General features: G+C 66.6%; 19 protein-coding genes. 9 read left to right on the forward strand and 10 right to left on the reverse strand.

Annotated elements, in window-relative coordinates; genetic code table 11:
* Both V7Q39_RS10370 and V7Q39_RS10375 read right to left on the reverse strand, forming a co-directional pair.
* The coding region (locus V7Q39_RS10370; protein ID WP_333816489.1) for a Re/Si-specific NAD(P)(+) transhydrogenase subunit alpha at positions 1–1,537 on the reverse strand (1,537 nt) is incomplete at its 3' end.
* Between the two features lie 100 nt (positions 1,538–1,637).
* Complete coding sequence (locus V7Q39_RS10375) at positions 1,638–2,099, reverse strand: methyltransferase family protein (protein ID WP_333816490.1); 462 nt, start codon at positions 2,097–2,099, stop codon at positions 1,638–1,640.
* 207 nt (positions 2,100–2,306) lie between these two features.
* Here V7Q39_RS10375 and kynU point away from each other — a divergent pair, with 207 nt between their 5' ends.
* The 4 genes from kynU to V7Q39_RS10395 all read left to right on the forward strand — a co-directional run bounded on the left by kynU (position 2,307) and on the right by V7Q39_RS10395 (position 6,891).
* Positions 2,307–3,503 (forward strand): kynureninase, encoded by a 1,197-nt coding sequence (gene kynU, locus V7Q39_RS10380; protein WP_333816491.1) that lies wholly within the window; start codon positions 2,307–2,309, stop codon positions 3,501–3,503.
* A 19-nt stretch (positions 3,504–3,522) separates the two neighbouring features.
* Positions 3,523–4,776: a glycoside hydrolase family 5 protein gene (locus V7Q39_RS10385; protein ID WP_333816492.1), complete on the forward strand. Its 1,254-nt coding sequence runs from the start codon at positions 3,523–3,525 to the stop codon at positions 4,774–4,776.
* Positions 4,777–4,901: 125 nt separating this feature from the next.
* On the forward strand, positions 4,902–5,741 hold the full coding sequence (kynA, locus tag V7Q39_RS10390) for a tryptophan 2,3-dioxygenase (RefSeq protein WP_333816493.1): 840 nt from the start codon (positions 4,902–4,904) through the stop codon (positions 5,739–5,741).
* A 187-nt stretch (positions 5,742–5,928) separates the two neighbouring features.
* Positions 5,929–6,891 carry a L,D-transpeptidase gene (locus V7Q39_RS10395; protein ID WP_333816494.1) on the forward strand — a complete coding sequence of 321 codons (963 nt, stop codon included), beginning with the start codon at positions 5,929–5,931 and terminating at the stop codon, positions 6,889–6,891.
* Positions 6,892–6,952: 61 nt separating this feature from the next.
* Here V7Q39_RS10395 and V7Q39_RS10400 read toward each other — a convergent pair whose 3' ends face one another.
* Together V7Q39_RS10400 and V7Q39_RS10405 are read right to left on the reverse strand one after the other, a co-directional pair.
* Positions 6,953–7,636, reverse strand: coding sequence for a D-lyxose/D-mannose family sugar isomerase (locus V7Q39_RS10400; protein WP_333816495.1), 684 nt, complete (start codon positions 7,634–7,636; stop codon positions 6,953–6,955).
* Between the two features lie 65 nt (positions 7,637–7,701).
* Positions 7,702–9,258: a helicase HerA-like domain-containing protein gene (locus V7Q39_RS10405; protein ID WP_333816496.1), complete on the reverse strand. Its 1,557-nt coding sequence runs from the start codon at positions 9,256–9,258 to the stop codon at positions 7,702–7,704.
* Between the two features lie 432 nt (positions 9,259–9,690).
* Between V7Q39_RS10405 and V7Q39_RS10410 the strand changes: the two genes are divergently transcribed.
* Complete coding sequence (locus V7Q39_RS10410; protein WP_333816497.1) at positions 9,691–10,407, forward strand: invasion associated locus B family protein; 717 nt, start codon at positions 9,691–9,693, stop codon at positions 10,405–10,407.
* 55 nt (positions 10,408–10,462) lie between these two features.
* Here the strand turns inward: V7Q39_RS10410 and V7Q39_RS10415 are convergent, their stop codons facing one another.
* Genes V7Q39_RS10415 through V7Q39_RS10430 form a run of 4 tightly spaced genes read right to left on the reverse strand, consistent with a single transcriptional unit; the run spans position 10,463 to position 14,642 of the window.
* Positions 10,463–11,659 (reverse strand): beta-ketoacyl-[acyl-carrier-protein] synthase family protein, encoded by a 1,197-nt coding sequence (locus tag V7Q39_RS10415; protein ID WP_333816498.1) that lies wholly within the window; start codon positions 11,657–11,659, stop codon positions 10,463–10,465.
* Positions 11,656–11,922 (reverse strand): acyl carrier protein, encoded by a 267-nt coding sequence (locus V7Q39_RS10420; protein WP_333816499.1) that lies wholly within the window; start codon positions 11,920–11,922, stop codon positions 11,656–11,658. The genes V7Q39_RS10415 and V7Q39_RS10420 overlap by 4 nt, the downstream gene beginning before the upstream one ends.
* Before the next feature lies 1 nt (position 11,923).
* Positions 11,924–13,006: a UDP-3-O-(3-hydroxymyristoyl)glucosamine N-acyltransferase gene (gene lpxD / locus V7Q39_RS10425; RefSeq protein ID WP_333816500.1), complete on the reverse strand. Its 1,083-nt coding sequence runs from the start codon at positions 13,004–13,006 to the stop codon at positions 11,924–11,926.
* Between the two features lie 28 nt (positions 13,007–13,034).
* Positions 13,035–14,642 carry a L,D-transpeptidase family protein gene (locus tag V7Q39_RS10430; RefSeq protein ID WP_333816501.1) on the reverse strand — a complete coding sequence of 536 codons (1,608 nt, stop codon included), beginning with the start codon at positions 14,640–14,642 and terminating at the stop codon, positions 13,035–13,037.
* Positions 14,643–14,980: 338 nt separating this feature from the next.
* Here V7Q39_RS10430 and V7Q39_RS10435 point away from each other — a divergent pair, with 338 nt between their 5' ends.
* Positions 14,981–15,550, forward strand: a complete 570-nt coding sequence (locus V7Q39_RS10435) for a YcbK family protein (protein ID WP_333816502.1) — start codon at positions 14,981–14,983, stop codon at positions 15,548–15,550.
* A gap of 95 nt (positions 15,551–15,645) precedes the next feature.
* On the opposite strand, the gene V7Q39_RS10440 is transcribed toward V7Q39_RS10435, so the two are convergent.
* Entirely contained in the window at positions 15,646–16,404 is a 759-nt protein-coding gene (locus tag V7Q39_RS10440; protein WP_333816503.1) for an RlmE family RNA methyltransferase, read from the reverse strand.
* Positions 16,401–17,543: a Ppx/GppA phosphatase family protein gene (locus V7Q39_RS10445; protein ID WP_333816505.1), complete on the reverse strand. Its 1,143-nt coding sequence runs from the start codon at positions 17,541–17,543 to the stop codon at positions 16,401–16,403. The genes V7Q39_RS10440 and V7Q39_RS10445 overlap by 4 nt, the downstream gene beginning before the upstream one ends.
* A gap of 183 nt (positions 17,544–17,726) precedes the next feature.
* On the opposite strand from V7Q39_RS10445, the gene V7Q39_RS10450 reads away from it, so the two are divergent.
* From V7Q39_RS10450 to V7Q39_RS10460, 3 genes are all read left to right on the forward strand, one after another.
* The gene (locus V7Q39_RS10450) at positions 17,727–18,401 is read left to right on the forward strand and encodes an outer membrane protein (protein ID WP_333816506.1); all 675 of its coding nucleotides are present in this window, start codon (positions 17,727–17,729) and stop codon (positions 18,399–18,401) included.
* Positions 18,402–18,532: 131 nt separating this feature from the next.
* On the forward strand, positions 18,533–18,835 hold the full coding sequence (locus tag V7Q39_RS10455; protein ID WP_333816507.1) for a virulence factor: 303 nt from the start codon (positions 18,533–18,535) through the stop codon (positions 18,833–18,835).
* Positions 18,836–18,863: 28 nt separating this feature from the next.
* Entirely contained in the window at positions 18,864–19,787 is a 924-nt protein-coding gene (locus V7Q39_RS10460; RefSeq protein ID WP_333816508.1) for a methylenetetrahydrofolate reductase, read from the forward strand.
* Positions 19,788–19,815 lie beyond the last annotated feature (28 nt).

A 19,815-nucleotide genomic window follows, 5' to 3' on the forward strand; every position in this document is an offset into this window, starting at 1 on the left:
CCATGAAGCCGCCGAAGATGTTGATCCCGGCCATGAAGACCGACAGCGCCGCGAGGAGGATCACCAGGAAGGACCCCGATCCGATCTGCATCAGCGCGCCCAGGATGATGATCGACGAGATCGCATTCGTCACCGCCATCAGCGGCGTGTGCAGGGAATGCGAGACGTTCCAGATCACCTGGAAGCCCACGAAGACCGCCAGCACGAAGACGATGAAGTGGCTCATGAAGGCCGCGGGTGCATAAAGCCCCGCCAGCAGCATCAGCCCGCCACCGATGGCCAGAAGACCAACCTGGCTGCGGGTCTGCGCCTTGAAGGCCGCCACTTCATTCGCCCGGCGTTCCTCGGGCGTCAGTTCGCGCGCCTTTTCCTTCGGCTTCTGCACCGCAATCGCGGCCACCTTCGGCGGCGGCGGCGGGTAGGTCACCGCCCCCATATGCGCCGCCGTGGCGCCCCGGATCACGTCATCCTCCATGTTATGCGCGATGACCCCGTCCTTCTTCGGCGTAAGGTCGGTCAGCATGTGGCGGATGTTGGTGGAATACAGCGTCGAGGCCTGCGCCGCCATCCGGCTGGGGAAGTCGGTATAGCCGACGATGGTGACGCCGTTGTCGGTCACGATCTTCTGGTCCGGCACCGTCAGGTCGCAGTTCCCGCCGCGTTCGGCCGCAAGATCGACGATGACCGACCCCGGCTTCATCATCCGGACCATGTCCTCGGTCCAGAGCTTCGGCGCGGGCCGACCGGGGATCAGCGCGGTGGTGATGACGATGTCCATCTGCGGCGCCAGCTCGCGGAACTTCTTCAGCTGCGCCTCGCGGAACTCGGGGCTCGACGGGGCCGCATAGCCCCCGGTCGCCGCGCCGTCGGTCTGCGCCTCGGCGAAGTCGAGGAAGACGAAATTCGCCCCCATCGATTCAATCTGTTCCGCCACCTCGGGGCGCACGTCGAAGGCATGAACGATGGCCCCCAGTGACGTCGCCGTGCCAACCGCTGCCAGCCCCGCAACGCCTGCGCCCACCACCAGTACTTTCGCGGGCGGAACCTTGCCCGCCGCCGTCACCTGACCGGTGAAGAAGCGGCCGAAATTCGACCCCGCCTCGATCACCGCGCGGTAGCCCGCGATGTTCGCCATCGAGGACAGCGCATCCATCTTCTGCGCGCGGGAAATCCGCGGCACCATGTCCATCGCGACGATGGTCAGGTTCTTCTTCGCCGCCGCTTCCAGAAGTTCGGGGTTCTGTGCGGGCCAGAAGAACGAGATCAGCGTCTGCCCGTCCGACAGTTTCGCAAGCTCCGCCGCATCCGGCCCCCGCACCTTGACGATCACATCCGCCGCCGCGATCACCGCCGCCGCATCCGGCAGCACCTCGACCCCCGCCGCCGCATAGGCCGCGTCCGAGAATCCGGCCTTCGCCCCCGCCCCTGCCTGGATGCAGGAGGAATGCCCCAGCTTCGCCAGCTGCGTGGCAGAATCCGGCGTCATCGCCACCCGGTTCTCACCGGGAAAAACCTCTGTCAAAGCGCCTATCTTCACCCTGGTCCCCCGATCTTGCCTGTGCGGTCACAAACCGACCCGACGCACATAGCATTGCGCAACATTATTTCAAACTCTACTTTTTCCGCCCGCCACCGCGTCATTTCCGCCCCAGCCAGCGCCGCGTGCGCGCGGCCCAGAGGTCGAACTCCGGTCCGAAAGCCTCGGTCAGGCGGGTCTCCTCGTCGCGGATGAAGCGGGTCTGGATCAGCCAGACGAAACTGAAAACCAGCGGCAACGCAAGCACCGCGTCAAGCCAGAGGATCGCCCCGGTCAGGATCACGGCATCGGCCAGATAGATCGGATTGCGGGACAGGCTGAAGAGCCCGGATGTCATCAGGGCCGAAGGGTCGCGACGCGGGATGACGGTCGTCCGCGCCCGGGCCATCTCTGCCACCGCCGCGCCCAGCAAAAGCGCGCCGATGACCACCAGAACCGGACCCAGCACGCGCCCCAGACCGCCAAACACCGGCGGCGAGACCAGCGACAACACCCAGGCCGCGCCGATATGCAGCGCCAGCCAGCCGGGCGGGATGTCGATCGCACGCAGGAAGGGACGCAAGGCGGGCCTCCTTTCCGGCCCCTCTAGACGCAGCGTCACCAAGGCGCAAGCCTCCGCCCCCTGAAAGCGACCCGCAGCTTCCTCCTGGCGGCAAATACTCCCCCGCCGGAGGCGCCCGAAGGCTTCATCCGTGTCATGCCAACAATTTTAAGCTTGAAATTTATCGCCCGCCCGCGCATAAAACGGGAAACTCCGAAGGACGCGCCCATGCCCATCGACTTCGCCGCAACCAAGGCCCGCTTCCACCTGCCCGAGGGGGTGATCTACCTTGACGGCAACTCTCTGGGTCCGATGGTGAAATCCGCCCCCGCGCGGATGGAGAAGGCGATGCGCGACGAATGGGCCGAGATGCTGATCCGCGGCTGGAACAAGGCCGGCTGGATGGCGCAGCCCGCCGTGCTGGGCGACCGGATCGGCAAGCTGATCGGGGCGCCGGCGGGCACCGTCGTTCTGGGTGACACCCTGTCGATCAAGGTCTACCAGGCGCTGGCCTCGGCGCTGGAGATGAACCCGAAGCGCCGGGTGATCCTGTCCGACACCGGCAACTTCCCGTCGGACCTCTACATGGCCGAGGGTCTGTGCCGCACTTTGGGCGGCCAGTACCGGCTGAAGACCGTCGCCCCGGAAGAGGTGATGACGGCCATCGACGAGACTGTCGCCGTGACGATGATCACCGAGGTCGACTACCGCACCGGCCGCCGTCATGACATGGGTGACATCACCCGGCGCGCGCATGAGATGGGGGCGCTGACCGTCTGGGATCTGGCCCACAGCGCAGGCGCGGTGCCGGTGGATGTGACCAGGGCCAAGGCCGATTTCGCGGTGGGCTGCAGCTACAAATACCTGAACTCCGGCCCCGGCGGCCCGGCCTTCATCTATGTCGCGCCGAAACACGCCGACACCGCCCGCCCTGCCCTTTCCGGCTGGCTGGGCCACGAGGCGCCCTTCGCCTTCGACCTGAACTACCGCCCCGGCCAGGGGATCGAGCGGATGCGCGTCGGCACGCCGCCGATCCTGCAGATGGCCGCGCTGGAAGCCGCGCTGGATGTCTGGGACGGCGTCGACCTGCGCGAGGTCCATGCCCAGTCGCTGCGCCTGCAGGACCAGTTCATCAAGGGGATCGAGACCCGCGCGCCGATGCTGCAGCTCGCCACCCCCCGCTCGCATCTGATGCGCGGCAGTCAGGTCAGCTTCCGCCACCCGGAAGGCTATGCCATCATGCAGGCCCTGATCGCCGAGGGGGTGATCGGCGACTTCCGTGCCCCCGACATCCTGCGCTTCGGCTTCACGCCGCTTTATATCGACGAGGACGATGTTGCCCGCGCGGTCTCGGTGCTGGCGAAGATCATGGATTACGGCACCTGGGACAAGCCCGAGTTCAAGGCCCGCGCCCGCGTGACCTGACGCAGCCAAGGACGCCCGCATGGCCCGACCGATCCGCCTTGGCCTTCTCCTTCTTCTCGCGCTGGCCATCGCGGCTTGGGTCCTGATCTCCCGTCCCCGCGACACGGGCCCTGCGGCCACGCCGCAGTTCCTGCGCGGGGTCAACGGCGATCTTGTCGACAACTGGGGCAGCATCGCCGAGCTGATGGCCGATCCCGAGGCCCTGGCGATCTTCCCCGACTGGCGGCGCAAGGTCACCCCCGCGATGTATCAGGCGCTCGCCGAGGAAGGCTTCGATTTCATCCGCATGCCGATTGATCCCGGCCCCGCTTTGGCCTACGGCCCTGGCCCCGACCAGGACCGGATGATCGACGGCATGCGCATCGTCGCGGAAATGGCGCAAGAGGCCGGGTTGAAGGTGATCATCGACCTCCACCCCCTCAGCCGGGGTGACGAAGTCGGGGGCATGGACAGCATCATCGGGCCCCTCTGGCCGGACTACGTCACGCTGGTCCAGCGCATCGCGGAAAAGCTGGACGGCCTTCCCCCCGACCGCACCGCTTTTGAACTGCTGAACGAGCCCGCCTTCGACTGCGACGGCGTCTATGGGGGTGCCGCGCCGAAATGGCCCGCGATGCAGGCGCAACTTCACGCCGCCGCCCGCAAGGGCGCACCCGACATCGCCATCGTCCTGACCGGCGCCTGCTGGGGCCAGGCCAACGCACTTGCCGCGCTCGACCCGAAGCTCATCCCCGACGATAACGTGATCTGGACCTTCCACAGCTATACCCCCTACAACTACACCCATCAGGCGGCATCTTGGGCTGGAGTGCCGGAAAAATACCTGCGCGACCTGCCCTATCCGCCCTCGCTCTTGACGCGCGACCAGGCGGACAGGATCATCGCCGAGTCCAAGGCCCGGATGGCCGCCGCCGAAGGCAGCGCGGACAGCGAGGCCATCACCAGGGCGGTCGAGGATTATCTCGCCACGCCCGACAGCGATGTGGGGGCCGAAATCGCGGTTGCCGCGGCCTGGGCCGATGACCATGGCATCCCGCGCAGCCGACTGCTTCTTGGCGAATTCGGCGCGCTGCACACGCCGGATGAGGTGACGCAGCCCCTGGAGTGGTATCGCGCCTTCCTGTCCGACAAGCGCGCAGCCTCGGAAAAGGCCGGGATCGGCTGGGCCGTCCTCAGCTGGGCCGGGGGCATGGGCGTGGCGATGCCGGAAGATCCTGACCGCCGCCTCGCGCCGGAAATCTGCCGCGCCCTGGGCCTGCCATGCGGCAACTGACCCTCCCTCCCCTCTGCCGCCCCTCTGGCTGGGTCGCCCTCTGGCGGCGGATGGGCAATCTCTCCATTCTCAACCGAAAGACATCTCTCCCCTGCTGAAACCCATTTTCAAACCGGAGAGAGACGATGACCACTACCCCCTACAACCCCGCCGAGGATGGCGCCCAGATGGCCTTTGACGGCCGCATGTCCTATGGCGACTACCTGCACATCGACCGCATCCTGTCCGCGCAGACGCCCCTTAGCGACGCGCATGACGAGATGCTCTTTATCATCCAGCACCAGACCTCGGAACTCTGGATGCGCCTTGCGCTGCACGAGATCGACGCCGCGCGCCGGATGATCGCCGCCGACCGCGCGCAGGAGGCGTTCAAGATGCTGGCCCGCGTCGCCCGCATCTTCGAGCAGCTGAACAACGCCTGGGACGTGCTGCGCACCATGACGCCCTCGGACTACACCACCTTCCGCGAAGCGCTCGGCCAGTCCTCGGGCTTCCAGTCATGGCAATACCGGCTGATCGAATATGCCGTCGGCAACCGCAACCTCGCCATGCTGAAGCCCCATGCCCACCGCCCCGACCTGATGGCGAAGCTGGAAGCCGAACTTGCGCGCCCCTCGCTTTATGACGAGGCGCTCCGTCACCTCGCCCGCCAGGGGCTGCCCGTTCCGCAGGACGTTCTGACCCGCGACCTGCGGCAGGCCTGGACCCCGCACGACGGCGTGCAGGCGATGTGGGAGGTCATCTACCGGGACCCGGCCGCGCATTGGCAGGCCTATGAACTGGCCGAGAAGCTGGTGGATTTCGAGGATTATTTCCGCCGCTGGCGCTTCAACCACCTGACGACGGTGGCCCGCGTCATCGGCATCAAGCGCGGCACCGGGGGCACCTCGGGCATCTCCTACCTGCGCCGTATGCTGGACGTCGAGCTGTTCCCCGAGCTTTGGGCGGTGCGCACCACGCTCTGATCAAGCCCGCCCGCCTGCCGGACTCTGCGGCAAGCGGGCAACTATGCTTTGTAAATCAGCTATTTTCACGGCCCCGTGATCGGATTCCAAACCCCGCCCGGTTTGACCTGCCGGGCGCACTCGTCTAGCGTGCAGCCAAAGGACCTGCGACATTTTGCCGACGGGTCGATCAACCGTGGATGATCCTATGCTGCAGACTTCCCGTCGCCTGCGCCTTACCCCTGCGATCCTCGCCGTCGCCCTTCTGGCCGCCTGCGTCGATCCGGCCGCCGGCCCCACCGCCTCTTCGACAGAGCCGCTGCCCAAGGCCGGCGAGAACGTCTATCTCGCGACCATGGACGCCGGGATCGCGATCCCCGCGCTGCCGGTCGAGAAGATTCCGGAAGCCTACCGCCGCCAGGTCGTCGCCTATGAGACCGACCAGCCGCCCGGCACCATCATCATCAACCCGAAGACCAAGCTGCTTTACTATGTCCTAGGCAAGAACAAGGCGATCCGTTACGGCATCGCTGTCGGCAAGGCCGGGTTCGAATGGTCGGGCGAAGCCATCGTCGCCGAGAAGAAACCCTGGCCCCGGTGGATTCCGCCGAAGGAAATGATCGCCCGCAAACCCGAGCTTGCCAAGTTCGATGAGGTCGGCCAGCCCGGCGGCCCGACCAATCCGCTCGGCGCCCGCGCCATCTACCTGACCTCGGGCGGACGCGACTATGGCTACCGCATCCACGGCACGCCGGAATGGCAGTCGATCGGGCGCAACGCCTCGTCGGGCTGCATCCGGATGATCAACCAGGACGTGCTCGACCTCTACAGCCGTGTCCATGGTGGCGAGAAGGTGATCGTGCTCACCGCGAGCGGAGAGATGCCGAAGGGCCTGCATATCCCGCCGCCGATCGCGCCGAAGGCCTCCGCCAAGCCGAAAGCGCAGCCCGAGGTCGCCCTGCCCGCGGGCGCCGTGCCCGCGCTGAAGGTGCTGCCGACGCCCTCGATCGCCACCGGCGCGCCCGTCGTGGCCCCCGCCGTCGCTCCGGCGACCACGGCTCCGGCGACGTCCACCGCCACGACGACAGCCCCGGCAGAAAACGCCCCGGCGGCAACCGCCCCGGCCTGCACGGTCGCGCTGGTGAACGGCGTCTGCCCGCCCGGGAACTGACCCGGCCTCCGGAAAAGCAGAAGGGGCGCCCGGTGGCGCCCCTTCTGTCATTCTGGACCCGTCACTTCAGCCAGCGGTCGTAATCGCTGACCAGAAGATGCCAGGGCGCCTCGTCCTCCTCGATCTCGGCGAAACGCCCGATGGGCTCGCGGAAGATGTTGTCGGTCAGGTCGTCGTTCACGGTGGAGACCTCGCCGATCAGCACATCGCCCCCCTCGCCCCAGAAGGCGTGCCAGTCACCCGGCATCAGCGTCACGCTTTCCCCGGGCGCAAGCTTCAGCTTCGTCCCCGGCCCGTAAGGCGTGTCGATCCCGTCGCAGCGCACCATCCCGCCCTTGTCCTCGGCGAAGTGGCCAGCGTCATCCGACCCGTAAAGCTCCACCACCAGCGTCGCCCCGCCGCGGTTGATGATGTCTTCGGCCTTGATCACATGGGTGTGCATCGGCGACAGCTGGTCCTGGCGGCTGATGAGCAGCTTCTCGGCATAGCACATGCCGCCGCCTCGCTGCAGATCGGCAAGCTGCCCGTTGCGCAGAGTGAAGAGGAAGAGACCCATCTCGTCGAACCGGCCCTGACCATAGTCGGTGATGTCCCAGCCGCAGCGCGCGTCGATGATTGCACTCACATCCTTGCGCGCCCTGAATTCCTCTGCCGACCAGTTGGCAAAGGGTGGCAGCACGAAGCCGTGGTGCCGGATCAAGTCGTCCGCCGCGCGCATGATATCGTTGATGCGTGACCGTTTCATCGCTGTCTCCCTCGGGTGATTGAGGCAGTTATAACGATTGCACAGCCGGTCTCAACGCCGCAGGCTCATCTTTTCCCGAAGATCGACCCCAGAACGCCCCGGATGATCGCCTGCCCGGATTTCGTCCCCAGCTGGCGCGCGAAGCTTTTGGCGAAGGCTGTCCCGATGGAATCCGACCGGCTGCCGCCCGAGGACCGTTTCGGTTTGGCCTCGCGGTAGCCATCGGCGTCATAACGCCGCGCGCGTTCGAACTCGCGCTTCTCCTCGGCCTGACGCTGCTCCAGCTCCGCCGCGTCCCGTGCCGCGGTCTCCGCCCGCGCGCGAAGCTTCTCGAAGGCGCTTTCCCGGTCCAGCACCTGATCGTACTTGCCCCGGACCGGCGAGCCCGCCATCACCGCCGCCCGCGCCGTTGCGTCCAGCGGCCCGAGCTGGCTGGACGGTGGCCGGACCAGCGTCCGCTCCGCCACTCCCGGCACGCCCTTCGCCTCCAGAAGCGATGTCACCGCCTCGCCTGTCCCCACATCGCGGATCGCCTCGTCGATCTTGAAGCGCGGGTTCGGGCGATAGGTCTCGGCCGCCTTGGCCAGATCCTTCTGGTCCTTCGCCGTGAAGGCCCGAAGCCCGTGCTGCACCCGGTTGCCCAGCTGGCCCAGGATCGTGTCCGGCACGTCCGCCGGGTTCTGGGTGATGAAATAGACCCCCACCCCTTTCGACCGGATCAGCCGCGCCACCTGTTCCACCTTCGAGATCAATGCCTTGGGCGCATCGGTGAACAGAAGGTGCGCCTCGTCGAAGAAGAAGACCAGCTTCGGCTTGTCCGGATCGCCCACCTCGGGCAGAATCTCGAACAGTTCGGACAGAAGCCACAACAGGAAGGTCGCATAAAGCCGGGGCGAGTTCATCAGCCGGTCCGCCGCCAGAATGCTGATCCGTCCCGCGCCAGAGGCATCCACCGTCATCAGGTCGGCAAGGTCCAGCGCCGGCTCGCCGAACAGGTTTCCCCCGCCCTCGTTCTCCAGCACCAGAAGCCGCCGCTGGATCGCGCCAACGGAGTCCTTCGACACCAGCCCATAGCGGCCCGAGATCGTCTCGGCATTCTCGGCCACGAAATTCAGCAGCGCCTGCAGGTCCTTCAGGTCCAGAAGCGGCAGCGCCTCCTCGTCGGACAGGCGGAAGGCCACGTTCAGGACGCCCTCCTGCGGCTCGGACAGTTGCAGAAGGCGCGACAGCAGCAAGGGGCCCATCTCGGCCACCGTCGCCCGCACCGGGTGTCCCTTCTCGCCGAACAGGTCCCAGAAGATCACCGGGAAGGCGCGGTATTGCAGGTCGAAGCCGATCTGCGCCGACCGCTTGGCGAAGGCTTCGTGCAGCTTGCCCTCGGCCGAGCCCGCTGCTGCGATCCCGGCCAGGTCGCCCTTAACATCCGCCATGAACACCGGCACGCCCGAGGCCGAGAAGCCCTCGGCCAGTATCTGGAGCGTCACCGTCTTGCCCGTCCCGGTCGCCCCCGCGATCAGCCCGTGCCGGTTGCCGTATTTCAGGAGAAGCCGCTGCGGCACGCTGTAATCCTCGCCGCCGCCGCCCACGAAAATGCTGTCTGCCGCCGTCGCCTGTTCCGTCACCTTCGCCCCTCACAACCCTGGGTTGAGCCGTTCTCGCGACCCGTCCCCGCTACCCTTCGCTCCAACCATACATTGTTAACTTCGTTGTGCCAGACTCAAGAGGCCAGACCCGGCGCTTCCGTCGGGGCTGGCGGTGACTTCCTCCCTGTCAACTGGCCGCGCCCTTGAAAAGGCGCGGTTTTTTCTGCTTTGTTCCGCAAAAGAACCCGTTGACGGGCCGTATTTTCCACCGTAGCGTCCCAACCCATGAAGTCGGCCAGTCCGACAGGGAGCAAAAACAAGATGCAGAAAGGGCCGGTCTTCCCGGCCCTTTTTCATTTGCCCGCCAGGTCCAAGCAGAACCCTGCCAGACACGTTTTTCTCACCTGACTCGGGGCGAACCCCATGCTAGAGACCCGCCACGCAATCGACCGACCAAAGGACATGTCGAAAATGGCAAAGACCACGAGCACCGCGCTTGCCCTGATCCTCGCGCTTGCCGCCGCGCCCCTGATGGCCCAGACCACCGAGGAAGCCCCGGCGACGGGAGATGCAGCCCCGGCAGCCACTGCGGGAACCGGCACCGAATATCCGACGGGCCAGGAAGTGGGCGGTGCCGCCGACGGTCCGGGCAGCAGCTACACCGCCGCCACCTTCGAGGCCTGGGAGCAGAAATGCGTCCACACCGAAGGCGGCGCCGATCCCTGCCAGCTCTACCTTCTTCTGAAGGACAAGACCGGCAATTCGGTGGCCGAGTTCACCATGTTCAACCTGCCGAAAGGCTCTGAAGGCCCCGCCGTTGCCGGCGGCACCTTCGTCGCGCCGCTGGAAACCCTGCTGCCGGCGGGCATGACCCTGCAGATCGACGCCGGCAAGGGCAAGCTCTACCCCTTCACCTTCTGCACCGGCATCGGCTGCGTCGCCCGCATCGGCTTCACCGCCGAGGAGATCAAGGCGCTGAAATCCGGCGCGAATGCGAAGATCACCATCGTTCCCTTCGTCGCCCCTGACGAGAAGGTGGAACTGACCCTGTCGCTCAAGGGCTTCACCGCAGGCTATGATGCCGTGGTCGCCGCGAACGACAAGGCCGATGCCGCCGCAGCGGCAGCGGGGGCAGCGGCCCCGGCAAATGGCGCCGCCGCTCCGGCCGAGCCTGCGCCCGCGCCCTGACCCTGCACGGTCAACCAATCTTTCGGGCCGATCCGCAAGGGTCGGCCCGTTTCGTTCAGGCTCGCCGGAAGGCCAGCACCGCGTTCAGCCCGCCGAAGGCGAAGGCGTTCGACAGCACCGCCTCCACCCGCGCCGGGCGCGCCTTCAGCGGCACGATATCCAGCGGGCAATCCGGATCGGCGGCCTCGAAGCCCAGCGTCGGTGGCAGCAGGCCCGCGCGCAGCGCCTGCACACAGGCGATAGCCTCCAGCGCGCCGGTCGCCCCGATCGCATGGCCATGCATCGCCTTGGTCGACGATACTGGCGGCGCCGCTGCCCCGAAGACCTGAAGCACCGCGGCGCTTTCCGCCCGGTCGTTCGCCAGCGTGCCCGTGCCATGCGCATTGATGTAGCCCACCTCCTGCGGCGAAAGCCCCGCATCCCGCAGAGCCGCTTCCATCGCCCGCACTGCCCCCGCCACGTTCGGCGCGACGATATCCCCGGCATCCGCCGTCATCCCGAACCCCGCGACCTCGGCCAAGACCGTCGCGCCCCGCGCCCGGGCATGGTCCTCCGCCTCGAAGACCAGCACCCCGGCGCCGTCACCGATCACCATGCCCTTGCGGCCCAGGCTGAAGGGGCGGCAGGCATCCGGCGCCAGCACCCGCAGCCCCTCCCAGGCCTTCACGCCGCCGAAGCACAGCATCGCCTCCGCGCCGCCGGTCAGCATCACATCCGCCGCTCCCGCCCGGATCTGCTGCAGGGCCAGCCCCATCGCATGGTTGGCACTGGCGCAGGCCGAGGACACCGCCAGCACCGGCCCGGTCAACCCATGCCGGATCGACAGATGCGAGGCCGGGGCGTTCGGCATCAACCGCGGCACCACCAGCGGCGAGACGCGGTTCTTGCCCTCGGCAAAAACCGCGCGGTAGCTGTCCTCCCAGGTCTGGATGCCCCCCGCCGCCGTGCCCAGGATCACGCCGCCGCACGGACCCAGCCCTTCGGGCAATCCGGCCATCGCCACCGCCTCGGCACCCGCCACCAGCGCATATTGCGTGACCCTGTCGTACAGCGGCAGGTCCTTCGCCGGAAACCGCTCCTCCGGCCGCCAATCCCGCAGTTCTGCCCCGATCCGGATCGTCAGCCTCTCGGCATCGCGGAACCCCAGCGGCCCGATGCCACACCGTCCCTCGCGCAACGCCTGGAACGTGCCGGGCACATCCTGCGCCAGCGCATTCACCGTCCCGATGCCGGTGATAACGACCCGCCTCATGCGCCCCTGGCGATCAGCGCCTCGATATCGCGGACCACGCCACCCACGGTCGCGAAGTCGAACTCCGGCTGGTCGGGCGCGTTGGCGTTGAACGGAACGTGGATGCCGAAACGCTCCTCGATGGCGAAGATCGCCTCGACCTTGCCGAGGGAATCCAGCCCCAGATCATCGATCCGCGCATCCGGCGCGATCTCGGCCGGAGACAGCAACAACTGCTTCGCCAGGATCGCGATCACCGCCGCCTCGATCTCCGCCCGCTCCACCCTATTCGCCTCCGGCCTCGCCCTTCTCCAGCGCCGCCACCCGTGCCGCCAGCCGCGGCAACCGGCGCAGCGCCTTCTGCATCTCGACATGGGCCTCCATCTTCACCGCCGGATATCCCAGCAGCACCCGGCCCGCAGGCACATTGGTGAAGATCTTCGTCGCGCCCCCGGCGATCACGTCATCACCGATGAAGATGTTGTCGTTGACCCCGCATTGCCCCGCCAGCACCACCCGGTCGCCGATCCGGACCGAGCCCGCGACACCGACCTGCCCGCACAGCAGGCAATCGCGGCCCACTTGCACGTTGTGACCGATGTGGACAAGGTTATCCAGCTTGGTCCCCGACCCGATCACCGTATCGCGGATCGTCCCCCGGTCGACGCAGACATTGGCGCCGATTTCCACGTCATCGCCGATGGTTACGGCGCCTAGCGAATGTATCCGTGTCCAGCTCTGGTCCCGGATTTCCGCGCGGGAGCCCAAGGTTTCGCGGATTTCCTCGATCCCGGACTTCTCCGGCGTCACGAAGGAAAAACCGTCCGCCCCGATCACCGCGCCCGGCTGGCAGATGAAACGGTTGCCTATGGTGACACGCGCCCCGATCCGCGCGCCCTGCAGGATCAGCGCCCCGGCCCCGATCCGCGCGCCTTCGGCGATCGAGACATGGCTTGCGATCCGCGCCCCCGGCCCGATCGCCACGCCTGCGCCAATCACCACGAAAGGCCCGATGGCCGCCCCTGCGCCGATCTCGGCGGTCGGATCCACCACCGCCATCGGATGCACCCCGGGCGCGATCGAGGGGCCCGGATCCATCAGCCGCGTCAGCCCCGCCATCGCCAGCCGCCCGCGCGGCGCGAAGATCGCGGCCTTGAGGCCCATCGCCCGCCAGTCCGCCCCCGGCCAGACCACCGCCGCCCGGGATTGGCCCTTGCCGATCCCGTCCGCGTAACGCGGGTCCATCGCCAGGGCCAGCTGATCCGGCCCCGCCGCCTGTGGCTCGGAGGCGCCCGTCACCACCAGGTCCAGATCGCCCTCGGCCTCGGCCCCCAAGGCCTTCGCAATATCCCCGATCCTGTGGCCCATGGCTCCCCCGGCAGCTTTCGCCCCAGATTTAGCCCTGAACGCCCGCCAGTTCCACCCCGGCGGCCTGCAATGCCGACCAGAGCGCCGCATCCCGCCCATAGACGTCACGGCGATAGCCGATGCGGCCCTTCGCGTCGGGATAGGCCGTGAAGTAGACCAGATGCACCGGCAGATGCTCTTTCAGCTTCACCATCGTCTCCTTGCCGGTCTTCAGCGCGGCCTCGAACTCGGCCTCGGCATCGTCGGTCTGCCAGGACAGAAGCTCATGCGCCAGCGCAAAGGGATCGGCCACCCGGATGCAACCGTGGCTGTAGGCCCGCACTTCCTTGTCGAACAGCGATTTCGACGGCGTATCATGCAGATAAATGTTGTACTGGTTCGGGAACATGAACTTCACCTTCCCCAGCGCATTCCCGTCCGAGGGCGGCTGGCGCAGGGCGTAAGGGAAGTTCCGCGCATTATAGGCGGCGAAGTTGACCGATCCGCGCGACACCACCCGGCCCCGTCCGTCCACCACCTGCAGATGGCCCACCGCATTCGGGTTCTGCTGCAGAAGCGGCAGGTATTCCTTCACGATGATCGACCGCGGCACCCCCCAGGAGGGGTTGATCACCATATGCTCCATCTCGTCGGAAAACTCGGGGCTGCGCTGGTCGGGCACGTTCTTCCCGATCACCACCCGCGTCTCGAAGATGGTCTTGCCGCCGTCGATGATCTTCGCGCGGAAATCCGGCAGGTTCACCCAGACGTGCTTGACCTCGCGGTCGATGTGCATCCAGCGTTCCCGCTCCATCGCCACGATCACCGATTTCAGCCGCGCTTCCGGGCCGATGTTGATCTCGGCCAGCGTGCCCTCGCCCACCGCGCCGTCGGGGGTAAGCCCGTGGCTCAGCTGGAACGCGGTCACCGCCGCCTGCAGGGTCCGGTCGTAGGAGGCGACCGCGGTCGGCGCCAGATATCCCATCCTGACCAGCCGGTCGCGAAGCGCAATCACCGCAGGCCCGGTATCCCCTGGCAGCACCGGTCCCCCGGCCACGGTTTCGCCCCAGCCGCCCGCGGCGATCTGCGCTTCCAGCCCCAGCTTCGCCTTCATCAGCTGCAGATACTGCACCGACCGCGGCTCCAGCCAGGCCAGCACCGCCTCCGGGTCGCCCCTGGCGATCCGCGACAGCAGCACCTGCGGGTCGATCACGTTGATCTCGCGCACGATTCCCGCATCCACCTGCTTCGGCGTCAGCGCGCCCGAGGTCAGGTCATGCGCCCAGGCAAGATAGGCCCGCGTCATCTCCACTTCCGCCCGGCCCCGGTCGCCCTCGGTTTCCGCGGCGCGCAGCATCGCCGTCAGTTTGGCCACGTCATAGCGCGCCACCGGCAGCCCATGGTCCTGCGCCGTCGCCAGCGCCGACAACAGCGCCTCGCGCCGCGCCGCATCGGCGGCCCCGGTCCAGAGCGTGGCGTAACCCGTGGTGCGGTACCACTCGGCGATCGCCGCGTCGGACGAGGCGCTGGCGGCAAGCGACTGGGTGAAGGACGTGCCATCGGCATGGGCGGCTGGGGTCAGGCCTTGCGCGAGGGCAAGCGACATCGACACAAGCGCCGGGCGGCAGGGCAGCTTGCGCAGAACGGGAAAAAACATTTCGGCCCTCTATCTCAATAGCTTGAAGCTCTCGTGCCATGTTTTCGCATCTCTGCAAACCCTGTCCATTCACAAAGCTGAATCTGCGGATTCCATCGGTGAACTGTGTCCCTGATGGCAACAGTCGTTCGCGAAACCGATGCAGACGCACAACACTGTCGGCATTTCATCGGCGTTCAGCAAAAATTTGCCGATTCAGGTTGTGGTCCTCCCGAGGAGAACAATCGGCGCTTGGGCTTCGATTCGACTTGTGCAATAAGGATGCTGCACTTGGGGAAGAAGTTGCACAAAACGCTGCGGTAACGGCAGTCGAAGACAGCACGGGGACAGACGTTAGAATGACGGACCTTCAGCTTAACAGCGTCTCGCGGCGCGGACTTCTTGGTGTGTTCGCGGCAACGGCATTGGTTGCGGCACCGACCTACACCAACGCGTTCGGGCTTCTCAAGGGCGCAGGCGACATCCGCAGAATCCGCATGTATTCCGGCCGAACCGGCGAAAGCATCGACACGATCTACTGGATCGAAGGCGAGTATATCCCGGAAGTCATCAAGGAAATCAACAACTTCATGCGCGACTGGCGCACCGACGATGTCGTGAAGATGGACCCGCGCAATTTCGACATCATGGCCGCCGCGCATCGGCTGATGGACGTGAACGAACCCTATATGCTGCTCTCGGGCTACCGCTCGGCCAAGACCAACGCCATGCTGCGGTCGCATTCCAAGGGTGTCGCCAAGAACTCGCTGCACATGAAGGGCCAGGCGGCCGACCTGCGCCTGCAGTCGCGCTCGGTCGGGCAGATGGCCAAGGCGGCCACGGCCTGTTCGGCGGGCGGTGTCGGCAAGTATTCCCGCTCGAACTTCGTGCATATGGATTGCGGCCCGGTCCGCAGCTGGGGCGGCTGACCTCCCCTCCCCCGACGAAAGCAGGCGCCTCCGGGCGCCTTTTTCATTTGGATTTTAGGGAACTGCGGCCCCGCTTGCCCCTTCCGGGATGGCAATCACCCCAGAGGACCGGCCTCGGGGCCCGGCTCTGGTGCCGCATCCGCAATCTCGCGCCCGCGATAGCCCATCGCCACCACGAACTTCTCTGAACTGTCGGCACGGCTGGCCGGGGGCTTCACGTTCGCCACCTTGCGGAAGTTGCGCTTCAGCATCGCCTGCATCTCGTTCTCGGCCCCCCCCGCCAGCACCTTGGCGACGAAGGTGCCGCCGTCCTCCAGCACATCGAAGGCAAAGGCCAGCGCCGCCTCGACCAGCGCCACGATCCGCAAGTGATCGGTCGCCTTGTGTCCCGACGATGCCGCCGCCATGTCCGACATCACCACATCGGCCCGTCCGCCCAGCCAGCTCTTGACGGTCTCGTCGGCATCATCCGCCAGGAAATCCAGCTGGTGCAGTTCGGCCCCGGCAATCGGCTCCACCTCCTGCAAGTCGACCCCCAGCACCCTGCCCTGCGGCTTTTTCGGGTTCTGCGACAGCGCATTCACCCGTACCACTGCCACCTGGCACCAGCCGCCCGGCGCACAGCCAAGGTCCACCACCCGCGCCCCGGGCTTCAGGAAACCGTATTTGTCGTCCAGCTCCAGGATCTTGTAGGCCGCCCGCCCGCGATAGCCCTCGCGCCTGGCGCGCTGGACGTAAGGGTCGTTCAGCTGCCGCTCCAGCCACAGCGTGGAGGACAGCTTCCGCCCCTTCGCGGTTTTCACCCGCACCCGCAGCTCGCGCTGCCCGCGCCCCGAATTCGGCTTTTCCGTCATGTATAGGGCCCGTCCGCCAGCACACCATCCGCGCTCATCTGCGCGTAGAGAAGCCCCTCCCTAAGCCCCCGGTCGGCCACCGACAAGCGGTCCGTGGGCCAGATCCGCATCAGCGCCTGCAGGATCGCCGCACCGGACATGATCAGCGCATGGCGGTCGCGCCCGATCCGGGGGTCGGTCCGCCGCCCCTCAGGCCCCAGCGCCAGATATTCCCGGATCACCAGGTCGATCTGGTCGCTGGTCATCTGCAACCCGTCCACCTTGGTCCGGTCATAGCGTTTCAGGTTCAGGAAGCTGGCCGCCACCGTCGTCACCGTCCCGGAGGTGCCGATGATCTGGAACCCGGCCCGGGGATTCTCGGCATTGTAGGGGCTGAAGCTCGCCAGGTTCTCCTCGAAGAACCAGCTCATCAGCGCGAAGCGCGCGGCGTCGTCATCCACGTCGATAAACTGGTCCTTCAGCGTCGCTACCCCCAGGGGTACGCTGATCCAGTCCACCACCCGCGCGACCGCCCCTTCGCCTTGGGCGTCGAACCCCATGTGCAGCCGCATGATCGCCTTGGGCCGGTCGGCAGGCGTCACGGCGCTCAGGTCGATCCACACCAGCTCGGTCGAGCCCCCGCCGATATCCACGATCAACAACTGCTCGGTCGAGACATTGACTAGGGGCGCGCAGGAAATCACCGCCAGCCGCGCCTCTTCCTCCGGCGCGATGATCTCCAGGCTCAGCCCGGTCTCGCGCCGCACCTGCCGGATGAAGTCCTTCGCATTCCGCGCCCGGCGGCAAGCCTCGGTCGCCACCAGCCGCATCCGGCGGACGCCGTGCTTTTCCAGCTTCTTCTCGCAGATGCGCAGCGCCTGGATGGTGCGGCCCATCGACGACCGGCTGAGCCTGCCCGAAGCTTCCAGCCCGGCCCCCAGCTGCACCGATTTCGAGAAGCTGTCGACGATGGAAAACTGACTGCCCAGGGGCTGGGCAATCAGCATCCGGCAACTGTTCGTTCCCAGGTCCAGCGCCGCATACAGCGGAACCGGCCCCGGGCCGGATAGGGCTGACGATTCAGGCCCGCGGAAAACACCGGAAGGCGTCTCGACCAGCGCGTCTGTCGCGTCCGCCCTACGGGGACGCTCGGGCGTCATAACCGCCCTCCATATATGGTTGGGATCAGGGTAGTCGGCTTTTGCCCCCCTGACAAGCGTGGCCAAAACGCGCGATTTGTGGCTTTTCTGCCTGCGCCCTCATGGTCTGGCCGCCGCAACCGCCGATTTCGTTGACCGATCGCCCCCTTGGGCGCAGGCTGATCAAAAAAACATGAGGCAGCCATGTCATACGCATCAAGCACCCTCGCTGCGGGGCTCGCGACCCTTATCCTCGCCCAATCCGCTCTTGCCGGCGGTTCTGTCGCAGACGAAACCACCGCAGCGACCGTGACCGATTGGGGCGGCCTTTCCTTCGGCTTCGCCCTCGCCACGCCGCGCGGCGGCAACAGCTGGCGCCAGGCCTCCGACGGGCTGGAGCTTGAACCCGGTCCCTGGTCCGGCTCGGCCATGGTGCTCAGCCTCGGCCGCGACTGGCAGCGGGACCGCCTGACCTATGGCGCGCAACTTGCCTATGGCAACGGCGAATATGTCGCCAGCCCCGGCGATGCCGCCTTCATCAACTGCGTCGACTGCGCGACCGAGGCCTCCGACCTTCTCACCCTGACCGGCAGACTCGGCCTCGCCGCCGGATCGACGCATCTCTTCGCCACCGGCGGGCTGGCGCGCGGCAATGTCACCGCGACCTATTTCGGCGGGCAACAGGTCTTCGAACATACCGCGATGACCGGCTGGACCTTCGGGGTCGGGGTCGAACAGCGCATTGGCGGCAACCTCAGCCTTGCGCTCTCCTACGACCACGTCGATCTCGGCACCCTCGCCCTGCCCGACTATCTGCCCACCGGCGAAACCCGGGTGAACCTCGACCGGATGCAGGTCGGGATGAAGATCAACTGGTAATCCCGCGCGCCTGTCGCGCCCAAGCAACACAGCGCGTCGTATCCTCGCTGTGCCATGTCGAAAACCGACACCGGCTGTCGCAGGTCGGCCAGTATCAACGGGATCAACCAAGGCAGGGGAATCACGCGAACATGGCCGAGCTCACCATCGTCTACTGGCGCGACATCCCGGCGCAGGTCATCGTCGGCAAGGGCCGCCGCGCGGCCAAGATCCAGCTTTCCGAACGCTTCGAACAGGCCATCGACCGCTGCGCGATGAAGATCGGAGCGCGCGACACCGACAGCTACCTCGCCGAATGGCGGAAAGCGCCCTTGGGCGAGGTCGAGGGCGAGCCCGACGCCATCGCCGCCGCGGAAGCCGCGCGCCTGGAAGCCGAATTCGACACCGCCGCGCTGAAGCGGCTCATCGACGCCGAAGGCTGGGCCAAGGCCTGAAACCATCATGACCATCAAGGAGACCGTCATGGCCCTGTTCAACTTCCGCCGCAAGGAAGAAGCCGCCCCCGCCACCGGGTCGCTGGAACCCTTCCTGAAAGGCTACTCCATCGAGGTCATGCCCCGCACCGCCGAGAAGGTGGAAAGCTTCCGCGACATCCTGCCCAAGGGCACCCGCGTCTACATCGCCCATATCGAGGGCACGCCCATCGAGGAGATGGTGGCCACCGCCAAGCGCATCGGCGACGAAGGCTTCGACGTGATGCCGCATTTCCCGGCCCGCATCATCAAGGACAAGGCAACGCTCCTGGACTGGGTCGCCGCCTACAAGGATGTCGGCGTCGCCCAGGGCCTGATCCTTGCCGGAAACCCCGCCAACCAGGTCGGCGACTACAGCACCTCGATGCAACTCCTCGAATCCGGCGCCTTCACCGGGTTCAAGCGGCTCCACGTCGCGGGCCACCCGGAGGGCAACAAGGACATCGACCCCGATGGGTCCGACCGCATGGTGATGGAAGCCGCCCGCTGGAAATCCGCCTTCGCCGAGCGCACCGATGCCCAGATGGCGATGGCCACCCAGTTCTGCTTCGAGGCGCAGCCGGTCATCGACTGGGTCAACCGCCTGGCTGCCGAAGGCGTGAAGCTCCCGGTCCATATCGGTATCGCCGGTCCCGCGAAGCTGCAGACCCTGATCAAATTCGCCATCGCCTGCGGCGTCGGCCCCTCGCTCCGCGTGCTGCAAAAGCGCGCGATGGACGTGACCAAGCTCCTCCTGCCCTACGAGCCGACCGAAGTGCTGGAAGGCCTCGCCGCCCACAAGGCCGCGAACCCCGGCTTCGGCATCGAACAGGTCCACTTCTTCCCCCTCGGCGGCATCAAGACCAATGCCCAGTGGGTCACTGAGAACGGCGGCGCCTCGGGCGTTCCCGCCAGCGCAACCGCCCAAGGCTGAAAAGCTCAGAACAAGGTTTAAGAATGAC

Source organism: Tabrizicola sp. (assembly GCF_036781545.1).
Classification (GTDB): Bacteria; Pseudomonadota; Alphaproteobacteria; order Rhodobacterales; family Rhodobacteraceae; genus Tabrizicola.

What these genes read in the sequence shown, in the direction of transcription:
- kynU (WP_333816491.1), top strand. Translation starts at nt 2,307, where the DNA reads ATGCCCATCGACTTCGCCGCAACCAAGGCCCGCTTCCACCTGCCCGAG.
- V7Q39_RS10385 (WP_333816492.1), top strand. Translation starts at nt 3,523, where the DNA reads ATGGCCCGACCGATCCGCCTTGGCCTTCTCCTTCTTCTCGCGCTGGCC.
- kynA (WP_333816493.1), top strand. Translation starts at nt 4,902, where the DNA reads ATGACCACTACCCCCTACAACCCCGCCGAGGATGGCGCCCAGATGGCC.
- V7Q39_RS10395 (WP_333816494.1), top strand. Translation starts at nt 5,929, where the DNA reads ATGCTGCAGACTTCCCGTCGCCTGCGCCTTACCCCTGCGATCCTCGCC.
- V7Q39_RS10400 (WP_333816495.1), bottom strand. Translation starts at nt 7,636, where the DNA reads ATGAAACGGTCACGCATCAACGATATCATGCGCGCGGCGGACGACTTG.
- V7Q39_RS10410 (WP_333816497.1), top strand. Translation starts at nt 9,691, where the DNA reads ATGGCAAAGACCACGAGCACCGCGCTTGCCCTGATCCTCGCGCTTGCC.
- V7Q39_RS10415 (WP_333816498.1), bottom strand. Translation starts at nt 11,659, where the DNA reads ATGAGGCGGGTCGTTATCACCGGCATCGGGACGGTGAATGCGCTGGCG.
- lpxD (WP_333816500.1), bottom strand. Translation starts at nt 13,006, where the DNA reads ATGGGCCACAGGATCGGGGATATTGCGAAGGCCTTGGGGGCCGAGGCC.
- V7Q39_RS10430 (WP_333816501.1), bottom strand. Translation starts at nt 14,642, where the DNA reads ATGTTTTTTCCCGTTCTGCGCAAGCTGCCCTGCCGCCCGGCGCTTGTG.
- V7Q39_RS10435 (WP_333816502.1), top strand. Translation starts at nt 14,981, where the DNA reads ATGACGGACCTTCAGCTTAACAGCGTCTCGCGGCGCGGACTTCTTGGT.
- V7Q39_RS10440 (WP_333816503.1), bottom strand. Translation starts at nt 16,404, where the DNA reads ATGACGGAAAAGCCGAATTCGGGGCGCGGGCAGCGCGAGCTGCGGGTG.
- V7Q39_RS10445 (WP_333816505.1), bottom strand. Translation starts at nt 17,543, where the DNA reads ATGACGCCCGAGCGTCCCCGTAGGGCGGACGCGACAGACGCGCTGGTC.
- V7Q39_RS10450 (WP_333816506.1), top strand. Translation starts at nt 17,727, where the DNA reads ATGTCATACGCATCAAGCACCCTCGCTGCGGGGCTCGCGACCCTTATC.
- V7Q39_RS10455 (WP_333816507.1), top strand. Translation starts at nt 18,533, where the DNA reads ATGGCCGAGCTCACCATCGTCTACTGGCGCGACATCCCGGCGCAGGTC.
- V7Q39_RS10460 (WP_333816508.1), top strand. Translation starts at nt 18,864, where the DNA reads ATGGCCCTGTTCAACTTCCGCCGCAAGGAAGAAGCCGCCCCCGCCACC.